This window comes from Psychrobacter alimentarius, assembly GCF_001606025.1.
Taxonomy (GTDB): Bacteria; Pseudomonadota; Gammaproteobacteria; order Pseudomonadales; family Moraxellaceae; genus Psychrobacter; species Psychrobacter alimentarius.
Map to the genome: position 1 here is coordinate 1,462,125 of NZ_CP014945.1, position 20,965 is coordinate 1,483,089.

Annotated in this window: 14 protein-coding genes; 10 read left to right on the forward strand and 4 right to left on the reverse strand. The window is 46.3% G+C overall.

All coding sequences use genetic code 11. The annotated features are described in order from the left end of the window. Window positions 1–9: 9 nt before the first annotated feature. On the reverse strand, window positions 10–939 hold the full coding sequence (locus A3K91_RS06060; protein WP_062844458.1) for a LysR family transcriptional regulator: 930 nt from the start codon (window positions 937–939) through the stop codon (window positions 10–12). A 144-nt stretch (window positions 940–1,083) separates the two neighbouring features. On the opposite strand from A3K91_RS06060, the gene hppD reads away from it, so the two are divergent. The 4 genes from hppD to nhaC all read left to right on the forward strand — a co-directional run bounded on the left by hppD (window position 1,084) and on the right by nhaC (window position 5,295). Then, the gene (gene hppD / locus A3K91_RS06065) at window positions 1,084–2,184 is read left to right on the forward strand and encodes a 4-hydroxyphenylpyruvate dioxygenase (protein ID WP_062844459.1); all 1,101 of its coding nucleotides are present in this window, start codon (window positions 1,084–1,086) and stop codon (window positions 2,182–2,184) included. A 185-nt stretch (window positions 2,185–2,369) separates the two neighbouring features. Next, entirely contained in the window at window positions 2,370–3,305 is a 936-nt protein-coding gene (gene phhA, locus A3K91_RS06070; RefSeq protein WP_062844460.1) for a phenylalanine 4-monooxygenase, read from the forward strand. Between the two features lie 134 nt (window positions 3,306–3,439). After that, window positions 3,440–3,784: a 4a-hydroxytetrahydrobiopterin dehydratase gene (locus A3K91_RS06075; protein ID WP_443508795.1), complete on the forward strand. Its 345-nt coding sequence runs from the start codon at window positions 3,440–3,442 to the stop codon at window positions 3,782–3,784. A 104-nt stretch (window positions 3,785–3,888) separates the two neighbouring features. Then, window positions 3,889–5,295, forward strand: coding sequence for a Na+/H+ antiporter NhaC (gene nhaC / locus A3K91_RS06080; protein ID WP_062844462.1), 1,407 nt, complete (start codon window positions 3,889–3,891; stop codon window positions 5,293–5,295). Between the two features lie 110 nt (window positions 5,296–5,405). Here nhaC and nirD read toward each other — a convergent pair whose 3' ends face one another. Beyond that, window positions 5,406–5,756, reverse strand: coding sequence for a nitrite reductase small subunit NirD (nirD, locus tag A3K91_RS06085; RefSeq protein ID WP_062844463.1), 351 nt, complete (start codon window positions 5,754–5,756; stop codon window positions 5,406–5,408). A gap of 85 nt (window positions 5,757–5,841) precedes the next feature. Then, window positions 5,842–8,463 (reverse strand): nitrite reductase large subunit NirB, encoded by a 2,622-nt coding sequence (gene nirB / locus A3K91_RS06090; protein WP_099046723.1) that lies wholly within the window; start codon window positions 8,461–8,463, stop codon window positions 5,842–5,844. A gap of 590 nt (window positions 8,464–9,053) precedes the next feature. Between nirB and A3K91_RS06095 the strand changes: the two genes are divergently transcribed. The 5 genes from A3K91_RS06095 to cobA all read left to right on the forward strand — a co-directional run bounded on the left by A3K91_RS06095 (window position 9,054) and on the right by cobA (window position 18,792). Continuing rightward, window positions 9,054–10,568 carry a NarK family nitrate/nitrite MFS transporter gene (locus tag A3K91_RS06095; RefSeq protein WP_062844465.1) on the forward strand — a complete coding sequence of 505 codons (1,515 nt, stop codon included), beginning with the start codon at window positions 9,054–9,056 and terminating at the stop codon, window positions 10,566–10,568. A gap of 158 nt (window positions 10,569–10,726) precedes the next feature. Next, complete coding sequence (locus A3K91_RS06100; protein WP_062845893.1) at window positions 10,727–12,775, forward strand: bifunctional protein-serine/threonine kinase/phosphatase; 2,049 nt, start codon at window positions 10,727–10,729, stop codon at window positions 12,773–12,775. Window positions 12,776–12,844: 69 nt separating this feature from the next. Then, entirely contained in the window at window positions 12,845–14,428 is a 1,584-nt protein-coding gene (locus tag A3K91_RS06105; protein ID WP_228139925.1) for an NAD(P)/FAD-dependent oxidoreductase, read from the forward strand. After that, the gene (locus A3K91_RS06110; RefSeq protein WP_062844466.1) at window positions 14,425–17,679 is read left to right on the forward strand and encodes a molybdopterin-dependent oxidoreductase; all 3,255 of its coding nucleotides are present in this window, start codon (window positions 14,425–14,427) and stop codon (window positions 17,677–17,679) included. The genes A3K91_RS06105 and A3K91_RS06110 overlap by 4 nt, the downstream gene beginning before the upstream one ends. 237 nt (window positions 17,680–17,916) lie before the next feature. Continuing rightward, on the forward strand, window positions 17,917–18,792 hold the full coding sequence (cobA, locus tag A3K91_RS06115; RefSeq protein WP_084387277.1) for a uroporphyrinogen-III C-methyltransferase: 876 nt from the start codon (window positions 17,917–17,919) through the stop codon (window positions 18,790–18,792). A gap of 59 nt (window positions 18,793–18,851) precedes the next feature. On the opposite strand, the gene A3K91_RS06120 is transcribed toward cobA, so the two are convergent. Continuing rightward, a complete protein-coding gene (locus tag A3K91_RS06120; protein ID WP_062844467.1) occupies window positions 18,852–20,003 on the reverse strand; it encodes a siderophore-interacting protein in 1,152 nt (383 codons plus the stop codon). A gap of 144 nt (window positions 20,004–20,147) precedes the next feature. Here A3K91_RS06120 and A3K91_RS06125 point away from each other — a divergent pair, with 144 nt between their 5' ends. After that, window positions 20,148–20,912 carry an ABC transporter ATP-binding protein gene (locus A3K91_RS06125; protein ID WP_084387385.1) on the forward strand — a complete coding sequence of 255 codons (765 nt, stop codon included), beginning with the start codon at window positions 20,148–20,150 and terminating at the stop codon, window positions 20,910–20,912. Window positions 20,913–20,965: the final 53 nt, after the last annotated feature.

Genomic DNA, 20,965 nt, shown 5'->3' on the forward strand with positions numbered 1-20,965 from the left:
AGTCAGTATTTAAATATGCTGTAGATCATCAAAGTGACTAGAAAAGTAGGTTTGTAAAAATATTTTGAACGCGATAGTGGCGGGCGAGAGGGCGCGTGAAGAACGCTGATAGATAAAAAATTGACGCATTTTGATGGGCTGGGTCAGTGGTCTCATCTGTAAACCGTTGGCGCTAACCCAGTCAATGACCTCAGGCATGTAAGGCAAACACAACGTAATACCGAATCCTTGACGCGTCATCTCAAGCGCAGTGGACATAAAATTGACCTTATAACGTGCTTGCTGGATATGACTAGAGATGCGCTCATCTAACTCCGCCGTTACTTGCTCGATAAAGGGGCCTTGTAGGGTAATGAGCGGAATATCCAACAAATCCTGCCACGTGATTTCGGATTTTTGTGCCAAGGCGTGATTATCAGGCGTGACCACGCAAAATGGTAGCTGGTATAACAAATCAGCACTGATATCATCGTCAGCCTTCATAAACTCAAGCTCAGTACCGACGCCCAAGTCTACCTCGATGTCTTGCACATGTCTGAGTAAGTTCTCAGCAGAGCAGTCCAATAACGACACGCTAATCTCCGGATGTTTTTTGGCAAATTGAGCAATCACCGCAGGCATGGAAGACGCTGCAAACTGTGAGACGGCCAGTCGCACTTGCCCTTGAGCAAGGCTGGTTAAGCTGCTGGCTTCATTCTCAAACAATTGCATCTCATTCAAGACACGCCGAGCTTGAGGCAGTAAATGCCGTCCTACTGCGGATAAAGACAGCTGGCGTGTGGTGCGGTCAAACAACACAATACCGAGACTTGATTCTAGTTCTTTGATCAAACCGCTAACGGCAGATTGGGTCAAATGCATTTGGTCGCTGGCACGAGTAAAACTGCCATAGTCAGCGACTTTGATAAACGCGGTCAATTGGCGAAGGCTGATATTCATAAGTAAACCTGATAAATAAATCATAAAAAACAATTAGTCTTATAAATAAAGCTAATCTAATATAAATACAACGTCAACCAAAAAGATTAATGACAAATCGTTTTATCGTGTTTTTACCACCAATTGAAATTAAGGATGATTACAATGGCAGATTTATTTGACAATCCAATGGGGCTACAAGGGTTTGATTTTGTCGAATTCGCCTCACCTCAACCTGAAGCGGTCGCTACTTTGTTTGAACAGCTTGGGTTCAGCCATGTTGCCAACCACAGATCTAAGGACGTGGCTTTATACCGCCAAGGTGACATCAACCTCATTATCAATCGTGAGCCATTAAGCCCGGCCAGCTATTTTGTCGAAGAACATGGTGCAGGCGCTTGTAGCATGGGTTTTCGTGTTCAGGATTCTAAAAAAGCTTACGAGCGTGCCATTGAGATGGGCGCACAGCCAGTAAATGTCCCAACTGGGGTGATGGAACTACGACTGCCAGCCATCAAAGGCATCGGCGGCTCACTTATCTATCTGATTGATCGTTTTAAAGATGGCGAGTCAATCTATGATGTCGACTTTGAGTTTTTACCAAATGTAGATAGAAACCCTGTCGGCTATGGCTTTAAGGTCATCGACCATCTGACTCACAACGTCTACCGTGGCCGTATGGCATATTGGGCAAACTTCTATGAGCGTATTTTTAACTTCCGCGAAATTCGCTATTTTGATATCACGGGTGAATATACAGGGCTGACCAGTAAAGCCATGACCGCCCCTGACGGCAAAATTCGTATTCCACTGAATGAAGAATCTAAGCAAGGCGGTGGACAGATCGAAGAGTATTTGATGCATTTCAATGGCGAAGGCATTCAGCACATTGCATTAGCTAGTGATGACTTACTTGCCAGTATCGATATGCTCAAAGCGGCTGGCATCCCACTCATGACTGCGCCAACGGCTGCCTATTATGAAATGCTTAATGAGCGTTTGCCAAACCATGGCGAAGACGTTGACGCATTACAAACTCGTGGCATCTTATTGGACGGTACGACAGAAGATGGTACGCCGCGTCTATTATTACAGATTTTCTCTGAAACCATCTTGGGTAGCCCAGTGTTCTTTGAATTTATTCAACGTAAAGGCGATTACGCAGAAGGGTTTGGCGAAGGTAACTTTAAAGCCTTGTTTGAGTCAATAGAGCGCGACCAGCTACGTCGCGGTGCTATCGGTCAGCAAGAGACGGAAACACCGTAAAGCTCGCACGCGACCATCGTGAGTACCATAGTAAAAGGTAAGTAAAACAACAAACGGGCAAGGCAAAAGGAGTTTGTCTTGTCCGCATCAGCCTAACCGTCATAAGTACGCCAGCTTGTACGGCAGTGATGATAAGGCCATTGATGCAAAAGCAATATACCCCTTGCAATAAAAGGAATATCGGCATGGAACGCCTCCAACAGACAACTTCTCACACCAAGACTGCCAATGTCGCTGCTAACGGCTCAACCTCAGCACCCCTGAGCACTGGCGGTTTTGGTCAAGAGGATGCCACGAATAAAAAACAACCTTACGTTTCGCATCAACCAGATAGCCACGGTCATATTCAATATGGCGACCATGAAAACGCGATGTGGCAAGCGCTGCTCGAACGTCAAGCCAGTGAGATACCCAACCGCGCCTGTTCAGCCTACATAGAAGGTTTGAAAAAACTCAACCTACCTGCTACGCACATTCCGCAGCTCAGTGACATTGATGAGGTATTGCAAGCCACCACAGGCTGGCAGACGGCGGCTGTGCCTGCGTTAATCAGCTTCGGCAAATTTTTTAAACTGCTCGCCAATAAGTCCTTTCCTGTGGCGACCTTTATCCGTCGATTTGAAGACATGGATTATATCGAAGAGCCTGACATTTTTCATGAAATCGTCGGACATTGCCCGCTGCTGACACATCCTGCATTTGCAACTTTTAATGAAACTTATGGCAAGTTGGGTCTTGAAGCGACTAAAGAAGAAAGATGGTTTTTGGCACGGCTTTATTGGTTCACCATTGAGTTTGGTTTGGTTGGGCGTAGCCGTGAGGATCGCAGAATCTACGGCGGCGGCATTCTCAGCTCGCCGTCTGAGACGATCTACGCGCTTAGCAATCAGTTGCAAAATCATTCGCAAAACCCATCACTGTCCAGCCCAGAGTGCCGAGCCTTTGACTTGTTGGATGTGTTACGTACACCGTATCGTATCGATCAGATTCAGCCGATTTACTATGTTATTGATGATTTGGACACACTCTTTGATATCGTTGACAGTGACATCATGGGCATGGTCAAAAAGGCCATGTCATTGGGACTGTTTGAGCCAAGTTATCAGATAAAAACCCGTTAATGTCTCTCTAAAGACCCTATCAGTACGGTTTTAGGATTAAATGTTTGAATGGTGGTCGCACCACATCAACATGGATATACATCAATTAAAAAGACTCTCTAATATAAAAATACTTTCTAACATAAAAGGATATTATGATGACTGCATTATCACAAGCCAGCTGTGAAGCCTGCCGTATCGGCGCACCGACAGTGGACGCGGCTGAAGCAAACGAGCTATTACAACAAATTCCTGATTGGTCATTGATCGAAGTGGATGGCATCAAACAATTACAGCGGCAGTATAAATTCAAAAATTTTGTCAAAGCAATGGCGTTCGCCAATCAACTTGCAGACATCGCCGAGGCAGAAGGGCATCATCCAGGTATCTTGGTAGAGTGGGGTAAAGCAACTGTGACATGGTGGTCGCATAGCATCAAAGGCTTGCATCACAACGATTTTGTTATGGCGGCTAAGACCGATCGCTTATTGGATTCGTAATCCGATTGGCAATCGCCAAGCAAACTCATTAAACTTGCCCCACTTAAATTCCATATTTAAATTCAACCTAACGCCAGATTGCACTGGCGCTTTAAGGATGTGTGATGCCGCCAAAAATATTAACCCAAATTTCACCGCAACTGGCATTTATGATTTCTGCCATTGTCATTGCCATCATGGGCGTGACCATGATTGGTTTCGGCTGGGTACCACATTTATCATTGATACTCGCTATTTGTTTTTTATTGGCTATCGGTTTGTATAAAGGCTTGAGCTTTGATGATATGCAAATGCAAATGGCATCAGGGGTCATGCGGGGTATTGGTGCGATATATTTATTCTTCTTTATTGGTTTGATGGTCGCCGCCTTGATGATGTCAGGTGCCATTCCAACGCTGATGTATTTTGGTTTTCAGCTGATATCACCTGAGTACTATTATATTTCTGCCTTTGTCTTGACCTCTATTATTGGTATTGCCTTGGGTAGTAGTTTGACGACAGCGGCGACGTTGGGTGTGGCTTTTATTGGTATGAGTAATGCCTTTGACGCCAATGTGGCGATTGCGGCGGGCGCAGTGGTATCGGGCGCATTCTTTGGTGATAAGATGTCGCCTTTATCAGACACTTGTACCATCGCTTCATCGGTTGTGGGCATTGATCTGTTTGAACACATTCGTAATATGATGTATACCACTGTACCTGCGTGGATATTGACAGTTCTCCTTTTTTGGTTTTTCTCAGGACAGACGGCAGGCTCTGATCTTAGCGAAGTGACCATATTGCAAGGCCAACTGATAGAGAGTGGCTTGGTACATTGGTATGCAGTGCTGCCTTTTGTGGTACTGGTTGGGCTGGCTATTTTTCGCGTCAATGCGATCTATACCATCATTTGTACCATCGCAGTCGCTTTAATCATTACTTATTTGCATAGCTCACCAAGCTTTGGTCAGTTGGGTGGGTATTTATTTGCAGGTTATGCGCCTGCTGAGTCATTAGAGCTGGGTGAAGTAGGTGGTATGCTGTCACGCGGCGGTGTACAAAGCATGTTCTTTACGCAAGCGATTGTGATATTGGCATTGAGCCTTGGTGGACTGCTGACGGCACTCGGTATTTTGCCTGCCTTGCTATCTGGTATTAAAGACACTTTGACCACGTCTGGACGCGCCATATTTGCGGCTGCCATGTCGGCTTTGAGTATTAACGTGCTGATCGGCGAGCAATATCTGAGTATCTTGCTGTCTGGTACAGCCTTTCGTCCCACGTTCGAGCGCTTAAATTTGCATCCCAAAAACTTGTCTCGTACGATTGAGGACGCAGGCACGGTTATCAATCCTTTGGTGCCTTGGAGTGTCTGCGGTGTCTTTATCAGTCAAGCGTTAGAAGTGCCTGTGCTTGATTACTTGCCTTATGCGTTTTTCTGTTATCTATCGCTACTGTTGACGATACTATTTGGCTTTACCGGTATTACTATTAGCCGCGTAAAAAGCCATGAGCCAGTCAAAGCAGTGTGAGAGGTTTTTAAACCACTAATGTCTTGATAATAAAAGTGATAAAAAGTAGGGCGCATCTCAAATAAAGGTGCGCCCTAATTTTTTTGAATGCCTTTTTTAAGGGCTTTTATTTAAACGCCTTCTAGCATGACAGTGTCTTTATTTAACGTTACTTGATAGGCAGCTAATGTCACGTCCACATCATCTAAGCACTGTCCTGTGGCGAGATTAAAACGCTGCTTATAAATTGGCGAGGCGACATAAAGCACTTCTTCATCCATACCAGCCTCATTGACAATCGTCGTGCCGCCAATCAAACCGCGAGACAGTACATTGGCTTGGCTAAAGGGGTCATAATTATCAATGGCGAAAAGGTCGTTTTTTTTGGTGCGAAAAATCGCAATTTGCTTGCCGTCTATCAATGCGCACACGCCGGTTTCAGGGAGAATGTCGTTAAGAGGGCAAATGGTGTGCTGTTTCATAGCGTGTTATCCTTAAAAGTTATAGCGATAAGCGACGATGGTGTGCTTTGCTAAAAAACAAAGCACATGCAAAGTTATAAAGTCATTAGGCCAACTCAACCACTCTAATGGCGGACTTCTCAGAATCAGTGGCAGGGCGAATTTGCTCGCGTTCGGTCACAAACACGACGTTGTCATCGCCTTGCTCACTATTCACAAAATGACGGAAACGTTTGAGCTTTTCGGTGTCATTGATCGTCTCAGCCCATTCGCAGACATAATTTTGGATAAGAAGTTCCATTTGTGCTTCGAGTTCATCTACGATGCCTAAGCTGTCTTCAATGATGACTGCTTGTAAGTACTCAAGCCCACCTTCTAGACTTTCGCGCCATTTTGAGGTGCGCTGGAGCTTGTCGGCTGTTTTGATATAAAACATAATGATACGGTCGATATATCTGACCAATGTTTCGGTATCGATACCAGTGGCAAACAGCTCTGCATGGCGCGGGGTAATACCGCCATTACCACCGATAAATAAGTTCCAGCCGTTTTCAGTCGCAATCATGCCAAAGTCTTTACTTTGCGCTTCGGCACATTCTCTCATGCAGCCTGAAACACCCATTTTGATTTTGTGCGGTGAGCGCACGCCCTTGTAGCGATCCTCCAACCTCAAGGCCAGACCCATACTGTCGTCGACCCCATATCGGCACCAGTCATTACCCACACAAGACTTGACCGTACGTAGCGATTTGCCATACGCATGACCAGTCTCAAATCCTGCCTCTACTAACTGTGTCCAAATATCTGGCAGCTGTTCCATACGAGCACCAAATAAATCCACACGCTGTCCGCCCGTGATTTTGGTGTAGAGATTGAACTCTTTTGCGACTTGCCCCAGCACGATGAGTTTGTCGGCTGTAATCTCGCCACCCGGTACGCGCGGCACGACTGAGTAGGTGCCGTCTTTTTGGATGTTGCCCAAATAGTAATCGTTGCTGTCCTGTAGCGGTGTCAGCTCAGGTTTGAGCACATAGTCATTCCAGCACGATGCCAAGATAGAGGCGACAGTCGGTTTACAAATCTCACAACCATGACCGTGACCATGCTCGGTTAGCAGCTCATCGAATGTCTTGATGCCGTGTACGCGAATCAGGCTGTACAATTCCTGACGAGAATATGTAAAGTGCTCGCATAAGTCGTTTTTGATTTCAAAGCCAAGCGTTTTTAGCTGATAGCTCACGGTGTCTTTTACCATGGGTGCACAACCACCGCAGCCCGTACCTGCTTTCGTCACCGCTTTTACATCTGCTATTGAGTACGCACCGTTTTCGACCGCTGAGCAAATTGAGCCCTTTGTCACGTTGTAACAAGAGCAAATCATGGCATTATCGGGCAAATTGTCGATGCCCATCATGGGTTTTTCGACGTTGGGTAGGATCAAGCTTTCAGGATGGGCTGGCAGGTCAATGTCGTTTAAGTAGAGTTGCAATAAATTGTTATAATCTTCGGTATCACCAACCAACACCGCACCAAGCAAGCGTTTATTATCAGCAGTAGTAACCAGCTTTTTATAAATGCCTTCAGCGGGGTTTTGATACAGATAGCTCAGGCCGCCTTCAGTCGTGCCATGAGCATCACCAATACTGCCGACATCGACACCCATCAGTTTTAACTTGGTGCTCATATCAGCGCCTGTAAAGATTTGCTCATTATGGCCTGCAATCTGCGCGGCACAAATACTGGCCATGCTATAACCGGGTGCCACAAGGCCAAATATCTGATTGTCCCATACCGCGCATTCGCCAATGGCATAGACATGATCGGCATTGGTGCGACAGTGCTCATCGATCCAAATGCCACCACGCGCACCCATGACAATACCGCACTCAGGATTATTTTTGATGATGGCATCCTGTGGTCGAATGCCTGCACTAAACACAATCATATCGGTGTCCAGCGTGGTGCCATCGGCAAACTGCATGGTGAGATAACGGGCGTCATCGTCTGTATCATCAGCGTCGGAGGCGCTATCTGTATGAGAAATAATCTCTTGGGTGTTCTTACCTGTTAGGACTGTGACGCCCAGCGCCTCGATTTTGCGCTTTAGAATCTCACCACCCGAGGCATCAAGCTGCACGCCCATTAGTTGCGAGGCAAACTCGACCACATAAGTCTCCAGCCCTAGCGTAACCAATGCTTTTGCTGCTTCTAGCCCCAGCAGACCACCACCGACCACCACGCCTTTTTTGACTTTAGGCAGTTCAGCAATCGCTAAAATATCATCCAAATCTGCAATCGTACGATACACATGACAGTGTGGATGCTCGCGCCCTGCAATGGGAGGCACAAAAGGATAAGAACCCGTTGCCAGTACCAGCTCACTGTACTCAATCTGCTCGCCACTTGCTGTGGTAATAGATTGATTGGCGGAATCAATAGTCACAATCTGCTGGTTTAGATGCAGCTGTATCTGCGATGACTCATAAGTACTCAGATCCACTAAGTTCAGCTTGCTAGCGTCTTTATGTTCAAAATAACTGGATAAATACACGCGGTCATAAGCAGGGCGGTCTTCTTCTGCAAAGACATGAATCTCAAATTGTTCATGCAAGCCTTGCTCGATGGCTCTTTCAACAAAATGGTGACCGACCATGCCATTACCAATGACAATCAAATTGCCCTTATTTTTTATGACTGCGTTTTTTTCAATCGTGCCGTTTTTGCCCATTGTAGTGCTGCTCATGCGTCTGTCCTCTATATCGCTGATAAATGACATTTAGATGCCTACTGATACAGAGCATTCAATAATTGTGCCAAGCAGTTTTATATTGGTGTGTTTTTGAAGAGTGTGCTTACAAGCGTTGGCTGACATATAAGCGTGAACCATAAGCGTCTTAGTGGTTTTCAAAGATTCAGCCGAAACAAAAGGGACGTAGGTATCACTGTTTAGACTCATAATAGGGAGGTGAATTTTTTGTCCTGTTTGAAGAGTCAGTCATCAGGCTATTGCACCAAAATAGACAAATTAATGCACCAATTTAGACTTAACTGCCACTTATTAAATAAATGACGATGTTTGCTTTTATAAGCAGTTAGTCATCAATATCTAAACATTCATCCAACGTTGTTACTACTGCTCACACCTTGATAAAAAGGCGTTGTAGCACTGATTGAGTACCCAAACTCATTTTTTGGAGGCAGCTTCACAACGTAACTGGCATAGCCATTGCACCGCCTCAAATGTCTCATAAAGTATTTTATGAGCAATTGACGCTTTGTAATAACCGAGAACTTCACCATTTAAGGAAGCTGCCGCCTATGTCATCGCCATCATCGAACTCTGTTGCTACTACTAAAGATAAGCTGAACGTGTTGTCTTTCTCAGGTAAAAACAAAATCCTTCACTTAGGTTGGATGGCGTTTTTTCTGACTTTTTTTGTATGGTTTAACCATGCACCATTTTTGTCCGCGATTGGTGAGACGTTAAATCTCACAACCGACCAAGTCAAAACACTACTGATACTAAACGTGGCATTGACGATTCCAGCCCGTGTCATTATTGGCATGTTGACAGATCGTTTTGGTCCGCGTGTTGTCTATACAGCGATTTTGGCTATCGGTGCCATACCCTGTTTTACCTTTGCGTTCGCGCAAGATTACAACACCTTGGCACTGTCTCGTTTCTTATTGGGCTTTGTTGGTGCAGGTTTTGTGGTGGGTATTCGTTTGATGAGTGACTGGTTCCCGCCCAATGAGCTTGGCACGGCTGAAGGAATTTATGGCGGTTGGGGCAACTTTGGCTCAGCCGCAGCGGCGCTACTATTACCAACGGTGGCAATCGTGGCAGCTGCGATTGTGGGCGGCGATGAAGGCTGGCGTTATGCCACGGCCATGTCAGGTGTGGTGATGGCGCTTTATAGTGTGGTTTTTTATAAAATGGCACGCAACACCCCTAAAGGCGCGACCTACTTTAAGCCCAAAAAATCAGGTGCGATGATGGTGACTTCCGCTGGTGATTTTTGGCTGATGATGGCTTTTAAGTTGCCGATGTATTTGGCCTTGGCACTATTGGCGTGGAAGCTATCGCCTGCTGGTGTCAGTTTGCTTAGCCAGTCTAGCGTTACACTCATTTATATTGGCCTTGCGGTACTGTATGTCTATGAGTTCATCAGCAGTTACCGCTTTAATAAAGAGGTTTTTACCACGCCGGTACCAGAGGTGCATCGTTATGATTTTAAGCAAGTTGGTATTCTCAATATCTTGTACTTTGCGACTTTTGGCTCAGAGCTGGCGGTTGTCTCCATGTTGCCTTTATTTTATCAAGAAACCTTCAATCTATCGGTTGTGATGGCAGGTGTGCTGGCATCAAGTTATGCCTTTATGAACCTGATGTCGCGCCCAGGTGGTGGTTGGCTCAGTGATAAATTCGGTCGCAAGATTACCTTGTTGATTTTGACCGCAGGGTTGGCGGTTGGGTATCTGTTGATGGGCATTTTGGACTCAACGTGGCCACTGGCGCTTGCACTATTAATTACCATGTTTTGCTCGTTTTTTGTGCAGGCAGGCGAAGGCGCTGTGTTTGCGGTGATTCCATTGATTAAGCGTAGTATGACAGGGCAGTTCGCTGGCATGACGGGCGCGTACGGCAACGTAGGCTCTGTAGTGTATCTCACGATTCTCAGTTTGGTGTCTTATCAGGTGTTTTTCTTTGTGATTGCTGCAACGGCTGTGGTTGGGTTTTTTGCGCTATTTTTACTCAAAGAACCGGAAGGGGTCATCATTGAAGAGATGCCCGATGGGACGTTTGCCGAGATCCAAGTCAGTCACAGCTAAGTCAGTCACAGCTAAGTCAGTTATAGCTAAGACAAGAAAAATAAATAGGAATGACATTGAATACGATGCTAAAAGCCAAGCGAAACGCCAATCAAAAAAGTCATCAACACCGTGCTCACATAAGCGCGAAGCAGGCAACTACGGAGGCAAGTGCTGCTATGAGTACGGGTGGTGAGCTCAGTCATCCTAGAGAAGATATGGCCTTGTGGTGGCTGGATTTTTTTACCACAAAAGGTCGTAAAGCCGAAAACCAAGACAGTTTGCTGATCACCACTTGTCTGTTGCCTCGTTTGTCGCCGCTGGCATTGAGTGAGCAAAGTCTATCCACGCAACCGACGATGTTGCCATCTTCATTGTCGAAAGCGCCACTCTTGGTAATCATGGCAGATGGGGTCAGTGCTTGCCAGTTTCCAAAGCAGGCAAGCCAGCTGGTCGTCAATACGGTGGCAGAAAAAATCACATTAGCGTTATCAAAGCTGGCGTCTGTATCGCCTGAGAGACAGCACTCAGCGCAAACGATGTCAGTAGATTTTGATGATGATCAATTGGCTGGCATCATCAAAATGGCGGTGAACAAAGCCAATGATATGCTGTATTTTCCGCAAACCTACCAGCGAGTACCGCCGTTATTATCGACGTTATCAGGATTGTTGTGTATTGGCGATCGTATTCATTTGTTCCATACAGGCGACTCACGTATTTATCGAATTGGACCAGACAGTCTGACGGTTTTGAGTGACGACCACCGGATTCATCGTGGTCAAGACAAAGGCGCGCTGTCGGCTGCTATTGGCGCAGATGGACAGCTGGACTTGCAACAATCGGTATTTACACTGCATCAAAACGAGTGCTTGGCCATCATGACTGATGGTGTTTATGAGCATATCGACGAGGTCGAGTTGGCGTTTGAGCTGTGTACAGCGGCGACACAGATGGGTCAGACGTTATCTAAGACATCTAGTTCACCAGCGGATTTTTGTGTCAGTCAGACGGTTTGCGAGCAGGCTTTTGCAGAGGGCAGTCATGATAATTTGAGTATGATTATGCTGAGTATGAACGCGATGCCGACCTTGTCTAAATGCATAAAAAACCGTGCTGACATAGATAACCATATAGAAAAATTGGATACACCTATAAATCCTGATGCCGTGATTCATGACAGTCATCACTATCAGCTGCCGCCAGTGTTAGATATAGGAGACAGCATTGATGGTTTTACCGTCATGAGTATCATTGCACGTACGGCTCGCAGTCAGGTCTATTGGGTAAAAGATGAGAGTGATCATGACTTTGTACTAAAGTCGCCTAGTCTCGACACGATCGAAGACGGGCATTATTTACGTGATTTTTTACAAGAGCGCAAAATTGGTCTGAGTCTGTCAAAACACCGCCGAGCTGGCGAGTCTGCTTACAATCAATCCGATCCAAATCACTTGCCAATAACGGAGTCAAACAAGGCCAACGCTCACGTAATCGGATCTGGGCTAAATGTATCAGGGCTGCTGCGTTATTATCCCGTGCCTGCCAGTACCACCTATTTGTATCACTTAACTGAGTATATAGAAGGTGAGAGTTTACGAGATTTTATCAATAGTCATGCGCCATGCGATGTCTGGCAGACCTATGACTTACTTACCAAAATCGGCATGGCTGCCCGAGTGATGCACCGCAACTATCTGTTGCATCAAGACATCAAGCCTGAAAATGTTCTGCTGACCAAATCAGGTGCCATAAAATTGATCGACTTTGGTTCTGCAAGCTCGTCAATCTTAAAAGACAGTACGCGACCACCCAATGGCGATCTGCACTATGCTGCACCAGAGTATTACACCAATGCACCAAAAGGGGTTCATTCTGATTTATTCTCAATCGCGGTGATAGGTTATGAGCTATTGACAGGGCAGCTGCCATTTGGTTCACAAGAATTAATGAACCCGCAGCAAGCTTTGGTCATGCCAACAAAGCCGCTTCGACAACACAATGTCCCAGCCACGAGCCAACAAGCGCTGATACGAGCGCTGCATCCCAATACTAAGGTGCGTTATCAAGCGATTGGTGAGTTTCTACAAGACTTCAATCCAGACAATAGCACGCGCAGCCGTGATTCTGAGCCGCTCATCAAAAGCAATCCTTTGTTGGTATGGCATGGCATTTGCTTCGTACAGACTGTCATCATCGTTTTATTGTTGTGGGCGTATTTGTCGTAGCGTGCCTATTTTCAATGACATACCACCCCCCGTTTACTGCTGCGTTATGCTGCTAAGGAACTTCGCTTTATGTTGCTCCATACATCAAAAACTGCCGCCAATCTTGTTGCTGATACACGTGGTATGAGTCAATCGGATACTCATCAATCCAGCGCTTATAAACCCAGTACGCATAAGATTGATACGGATAGCGCCAATAGTACGCAAGGTTATAAAAACAAACAGGGTCATGATAAAAATAACAGAGCAGGTGTCATCATCATTGGTGCGGGCATGGCAGGCAGTCGATTTGCCATTGAGCTTGCGAGAGCGCAGCAGCACAGCATACAACAAAAAAATACTCACTTAAGCGGCATGCAGGTGACAGACGCTGATGTGCCATTGCCCATTACGCTGATTAGCAAAGAGCCGCAGGTGGGTTACAACCGAATCATGTTGTCGCCTGTCTTGTCAGGAGAGACGGCATTTGAGGACACTTATTTGTATGACAAAGCGGATTATGAGGCACTCGGCATTACGGTACTGGCTGGTTTGAGCGTGGATACCATCAACACAGAGCAGCAGTATATTAAGCTCGATGATGGGCAAGTCCGCCATTATGCCAAATTGGTCATTGCGACTGGATCCACTGCCAGAATCCTCCCATTTCCCAATCATACGGCAAAAGGCGTCCATGTGTTTCGAGATGTGGCCGACGTCACCGCATTGACCAACTATGCGCATCAAAACAAAACAGGGCTGGTGATCGGGGGTGGCGTACTAGGCTTGGAAGCTGCTTGTGCAATGGCTGTGCAAGGTGCGAGCATGACCGTCGTGCATACAGGTGATTATGTGCTCAATCGACAGCTGGACTTGCCTGCTGCTCAGCTTTTACAAGACGAGCTGGGTCGTCGCGGTGTGAGCCTAGAGCTGTCTACCCATACAGAAGCCATTGCCATCAATGATAAGGATGAGGTGTGCGGTTTGGTTTTAAAGGATGGCCGTACCTTGCCAGCGGATTTTATCGTTATGGCAGTCGGTGTCATGCCCAATACGTCTTTAGCTAAAGCCAGCGGACTGAATGTGGGTCACGGTATTGTGGTGGACGATTGTATGCACACTAGCTGTCCTCATGTGTATGCGATTGGCGAATGTGTCGAGCTGGATGGGGAGTTGTTTGGGATGGTTGCGCCTGTCAATCAGCAAGTCGATACGCTCGTTACGGTATTAAAAGAAGCGGTGATATCAAGTGCTACTACAGCAGGCGATACCAAATTCTTACAAGCGCACTGGCAACCTTTTATCAGCAAACCCTTATCATTAAAATTAAAAATATCTGGCGTGGCAGTATTTTCGGCCGGTCAAATCGCCTTTAGCGACACGGAGGCTGAGAGCATTGAAATGCTCGTGTATCATCAGCCTACCTTAAACCATTATCACTGCCTTTATTTAAAGGACAATAAAGTCATCGGCGCCGTACTCTATGGTGATGTCCATGATGGCAGCTTTTATAGCCAACTCATCACTGACAGTGTCGATATATCGCTTATCAAAGACGACTTAATATTTGGCAGTGCTTATTGTGATTTAGACGCACAGGCCATGAGTGATACCACCACTGATCGCTTAAGCGATGAGGTAGAGGTGACTGAATTAATGGAGGAGGCGTCATGACTCAAACGATTGCCACTCATACCATAAGCGCTGACAAAGATGTGAACCAATTACCATTACTAGACACGGCGAATGGCGCAACCAAAACCATTCGCACCACTTGCCCTTATTGCGGAGTCGGCTGCGGCGTGCTTGCTCAGATTGATGAGGTAGGCGCAATCAGCGTCAAAGGAGATCCTAAGCATCCTGCCAACTTCGGCAAATTGTGCTCAAAAGGTAGCGCCCTTGCGCAAACGCTAGGCACTGAGCGCCGATTGACGCAGCCTTATTATCAAAACAAGTCAGCATCCATGTGGCAGCATCATAGGATGCCGCCAGAGATATCCGCAGACGCTACTGCGATAAAATTGCCTGATACGCAGCCGCTGATTGAGCATACCGATTGGAACACGATATTGGGTGATATTGCTGAGCGTTTGAGTGACACCATCGCAAAATACGGGCGAGACAGTATTATGTTTTATGTCTCAGGCCAGCTATTGACGGAGGATTATTACGTTGCCAATAAATTTATCAAAGGTTTTATTGGTAATAATAATATTGATTCCAATTCTCGGCTATGTATGTCATCAGCGGTAGCAGGGCATAAGCGTGCGTTTGGTGCCGATCTGGTACCGGGTAATTACGAGGATTTGGAAGCCTGTGAGCTATTGGTATTGGTTGGCTCAAACATGGCATGGTGTCATCCCATTCTATTTGGGCGTTTTTTGGCTGCCAAAAAATTGAATCCAAACAAAAAACTGGTGGTGATTGACCCGCGCCGTACCGACTCTTGTGAGTTTGCCGATTTGCATTTGCCCATTGCGGCTGGCACTGATACGCATTTATATAATGGCTTGTTGCATTACCTAGAACAACAAGGCTGCCAAGATAAGACATATACCAGTCAAAGCACGGGCGCTGAGGAGGCTTTGACTGCGGCCAGAGAGTGGACAATCGACAAGGTGGCAAGTGCTTGCCAAGTATCAAGCGCTCGCATTCGTCAGTTTTATGAGTTGGTCGCTGCCAATGACAAAACAGTGACAGCGTTTAGCATGGGGGTGAATCAATCCAAAAGTGGTACGGACAAGGTCAATGCCATTATCAATACCCACTTATTGACAGGTCGTGTGGGTAAAATAGGGGCAAGTCCATTTTCATTGACCGGTCAGCCCAATGCGATGGGCGGGCGAGAAGTGGGTGCGCTGGCCAATTTGTTGGCAGCGCACTTGGACTTAGACAACATCGATCATCGTCAGCTGGTGGTGGATTTTTGGGCATCACCGCAGTCGATTGCCGCAAATGTCGGCATCAAGGCTTGCGAGGCTGCAGACGCAATATTGGATGGACGCATTAAAGCCATTTGGATTATGGCCACCAATCCTGTCGTGAGCTTGCCAGAAGCAAATAGGTTTCGCCAAGCACTGGCAAAATGCGATTTAGTGATTGTGTCTGACTGCTCTGTGGACAGTGACACGGTAAAATGTGCTGATATGGTGCTCCCTGCACAAGGTTGGGGCGAAAAATCAGGAACAGTGACCAATTCTGAGCGACGTATCTCGCGCCAGCGCGCTTTGGTGCCTGCAACCGGAGTGGCAAAGCCTGATTGGTGGATATTGTCGCAGGTCGCCAAACGTATGGGATTTTCAGGGTTTGATTATCGGCATCCTAGCGAGATATTCAATGAGCATGTGGCTTTGACGGCCTATGGTAATGATAAGAATCAAACCCTATCCACCAAAAACCAGCCTCGTTATCTCAATCTCGCTAAAGACTTGTCTGTTTTTATGGCAGAGGTTGAGAATGGCGGGCAGGCGACTCACTGTAGGCACATGCCAGCTGCACTTAGCAATGAAGATTATGACGCAATGCCCCCATTTCAGTGGGGCGGCACGCGTATACCCATGATTGATACCAAGCGTGCATGGTCAGCTAAGCCAGCAAATGATGCTGCTAGCGCCACTATGTCTTGTACGAAGGCACAGCTCATCGCCATTGTGCCTGCTGCTGATGCCAGTGTGCCCAATCGGCACCGACAAAAGCAAAGGAACAAACGTCAAGATAGAGATACATCGTTCAGGCAGAGTGCGCCAAGCCTTGATTTGCGTCTCATTACTGGTAGGTTGCGCGATCAATGGCACACGATGACTCGTACGGGGCTAGCATCGCAGCTGAATCAGCATCAATCGGTGCCCATGTTGACCATACACCCTGATGATGCCAGCCAACTTGGTTTGATGAGCGATGATTTTGTACAACTCCAGCGTCAAGATGAAGCAGGCATGTCAGCTGATGAAGGGGCCAGTCCTGTGCTGGTACAAGTGGCGATCAGCGATGCGATGCGAGTGGGTGATGCCTTTATGCCCATGCATTGGAGCAACGCGTTTGCTACCTTTGCTCGTGTGGGCTCACTTATTCCAACGATTGTCGATCCACACTCAGGACAGCCTGAGCTTAAAAACTCCGCAATTAGTATCAGCGCAGTGCCAATGCACATATTTGGCAAGATTTTGGTGCATCCGGATTGGCAAGACGCTGTTATAGGGCAATTGCGTAAGATTTTGGATGATTTTGAGGCAAAAACGCTGCAAAAGACAGGGCTTAAAAAAAACCAAGACATAGTAAATAAGTCTGATTCAGAAAGCCGCTGTACCGTGATTACTTGGAATCTCAGTCGTCAAGCAAACAGCGTATTGATCAATTTTGCTTGCCCAAGCATTGATGTGAGTCAGATACTGAGTGCCCCTAACTTTTGGCAGCAAATGGCAGAATCATTACAGTCTTCCAAACCATTGCTATCACAGCCGCATACCATCAATACAGCGCATATCATCAATAAAAAGCAAGATCAATTGCGCCTAATCATGACCCAATCGCTTCATGATCTGACAGCGGTAGACCAGATTGAGACAAGCCATCAGAAATCTCATGAGCTGCTCATCATGGCGGTTTATCTTGCACCAATGCTCAAATACTTACCCAGCATACATTGGCTTGACAGATGCTTTGCCGATGCCAGCCAAATCCCTGTCAATCAACGTTATAAATGGCTATTGGCTGGACGTCCTGCCAGTGGCTATGTCGATCCTGGAACGCTGGTTTGTTCGTGCATGTCAGTTGGCAAAAATACCATTATTGAAACGATTACGCAGCAAGGCTGTATCAGTGCGGCCGCTGTTGGGAAGCAGTGCCGAGCAGGTACCAATTGTGGCTCTTGTGTGGGTCAGATTAATGAGTTGATTGCAGAGTATGCGCAATTGGCACAGGCTTAATAAAGCAGATGGCATGTCGCTTGCAGTGTCTTATATGCGATTCAAACTTATGCGATTCAAACTTATGCGATTCAAACTTATGCGATTCAAACTTATGCGATTCAAACTGACTGAGTGGAAATCGCTGTTTACCGAGCTACTTTATTGTTATCACGTTATCTGAATCAAGCTACTTTTATCACATGATCTTTATCACTTTGTTTTAGCGTATCCATACTGTCCTCAGGAGCGACCATCATGACCCATTTACCTGACTTTACTCACATCAGTGCAGCTTATGACTCGACTGGTCAAAATAATGTAGAGAACAGATTAGAAAATACTCACTTGACTCATGACAAGGGTGTGGTGTATCTGGTGGGTGCAGGATCTGGCGATCCTGAGTTATTGACCCTCAAAGCGTTGAGAGTGATGCAGCGTGCCGATGTGGTGCTTTATGACAGTCTGGTCTCTGAAGATATTTTGGATATGTGTGCGGTGACAGCCGAAAAAATATTCGTCGGTAAGCGCCGTGCCAATCATGCGCTACCACAAGAGGGTATCAACGAGCTTTTGGTCAAACATGCGCTTGCCAATAAAACCGTGGTCAGATTAAAAGGCGGTGATCCTTTTATTTTTGGGCGGGGCGGTGAAGAGATTCAAGAGGTGGTGCGTCATGGTATCTGCTTTGAATCCATTCCGGGTATCACGGCTGCCAGTGCGGCAGCCAATCGCGCGGGTATTCCGCTGACCCATCGCGATCATGCTCAATTGGTGCAGTTTGTCACGGCCTGCAAAAAACTGGGCGCACCCAACGACGACTATAGTGAATTACTCGATAGCACTCAGACGGTGGTGTTTTATATGGGGCTGCATCGTTTGGCTGAGATGACCAGAGGACTAATGGCGGCAGGTCGAGACAGGGAGACCCCATTTGCCATCATCAGTCACGCAAGCCTACCCACGCAGCAAGTGCTCATTGGCACATTAGAGGATATTGCTGAGCAGCAAGCATCTGCCAATCTGCCCACACCAGCATTGCTGATCATGGGCGAGGTGGTCAATTTGCATCAAGAGTTTGCCCAATATAACCTTGCCGCACTTAATCAAACTTTGGAGGTCAGCTGTGTATAAGAAGGTGGCAAGATATTTTCACACGCATGTTTATACCACCAGACTTTGATAATCAGTCATCAATCATGACGCCAATAGACCTTAATGACTGAATCGGTGCGCTCTAACCCTAACCTTTGCTGGATAAGTCCTCGAAGTGCTTTGGCTGTGCCAGCCTCCATTGCCCCCCAAACCTTTTCAATCTGCAATGGATGCGTGGTCAAATATTTGCCCAGTATATCGTCAATCAAAATAGCCAACGTTTTACCTGAATTAACTTTCCCTGTTATGACAGGCATCAGCGTAAATTGGATGTCTGTCTGGCTCGTCATCATTTTTATCTCATCAAAGTACGCTTGATCAGCGGCATCTTGAGTGACACAAATAACCAAAGGCGGTATGGGGTTTTCCCAAAGCTCTAACAATCGGGCAACGGTAGGCATTGAGGTTTCATCAGCGATCAGCAAGGCCTGACCGTCTTGTAAGTGAGCCGTTTTTTCAGGAAACTCGCGCTTACTCAAGACCGTATCGCCCGCTTGTAACGAGCGTGCCCAGTCACCGCCTGGCGTATTACCATGCAAAAATACATCGACCCATGCGCGTACGCCATCCGAAGCTTGCCACGCTTTTCGCAAAGTGTAATAGCAATGAGCGCGTGTCAGAGTGGTGTTATCGCTTTTTGCGCTGGTGAAGTTATGAGCCAAATCAAACAAATAAGCATAGCCTGCTTCATCAACGGGAATAGCATTGTTGGAAGAAGTATCTATAGTAGGCCCTATTAACTCAAGGCGAAGCATGTTTTGACTGACCTTATAGCTGTCTTGTACGACAAAAGTCTGAGTGGTCAGCTTGATGGTTTTTTTGCCAAGCTTTTTATCCGCTTTTTGTTTGAGCAAAATATATTGCGTATTTAAGTCGCTGAACTGAGTGATGGGTGCTGTAAAGGGAATAAAAAACGTCTGGTCAGAGCTCTGAGTGGACGTTTTTTTTGCGTCTGTCGGTTGTATTTGTAAAACGATGACCTCGGCATAGATATCAACCAGTTGTACAGTTGACTCGCCTATATCTTCTGAAGACAAAGTAGTAAAAGCCGTCAAAAATCCAATTAACTCATCATAATGTTCCTCATTGATATGAGTGATGGCACTAGCAATCTCAGGAAATTTCAAGGGTGTATATAGGTTTGTTTGGTCGTAGCCAGCATGATTAAGAGAAGATAAGGAATGGGTCATAGGGATACTCACGAACAATAGTAAATGAAAAAAGAAAGTATATTGGTTAATGATAATTGTTTTTATTATCATTTACGAGTAAAATCACTTTTTATTGACTTTCCAATATGACCATAACGACTTTAATCGATAATGAGTATCTATATGCTACGTGTAAACCAACTAACCATCAGCCGACAAGGCAATACTTTGCTAGACAACATAAGTTGTGAATTAAGTAGCAATGAATTGATTGCCTTAGTTGGACACAATGGTTCAGGCAAATCCACATTGATTAAAGCGTTGGCAGGCGAGATGAGGGTCAATGGAGGCAGTATTAGCCTAGACGAGCGCCATATCGCTGATTACAGTAATAAGGAGCTCGCTCAGCAAATGGCTTATCTGCCTCAGCAATTGCCAGATGCAGCTGGATTTACAGTACGTGAGCTGGTCATGCTCGGACGCTATCCGCATCAAAAATGGTTGCAAAAACCCAGTCAGATTGATAAAGACAAGGTCGAACAAGCGATGCGTACCACTCAGGTAGAGGCGTTTGCTGAGCGTACGACGACCACACTGTCAGGTGGCGAGCGCGCGCGAGTTTGGCTTGCGATGTGTTTGGCACAAGACACGCGATATCTGTTGCTCGATGAGCCATTAGCGGCGCTTGATATGCATTATCAGCTCGAAGTGATTCAGCTCATTCGTCGCTTGGTCGATGAGCAAGGCTTGAGTGTGATTATTATCGTGCATGACATCAATTTGGCAGCGCAATATGCTGATCGTGTTATTGCCCTAAAAAATGGTCGTATTTGTCACAATGGCACTATCAAAAGCACCATGCAGCCGGACATACTGCGCAGTATCTTCAATGTGGACATGCAACTGCTGAGCCACCCTATCACAGGACATCCTGTTGCCGTCGCGTAATATCTGAGTCCGCTTCATTTATCCCTTTCATATTTGCCTAAAAAGATAGACTG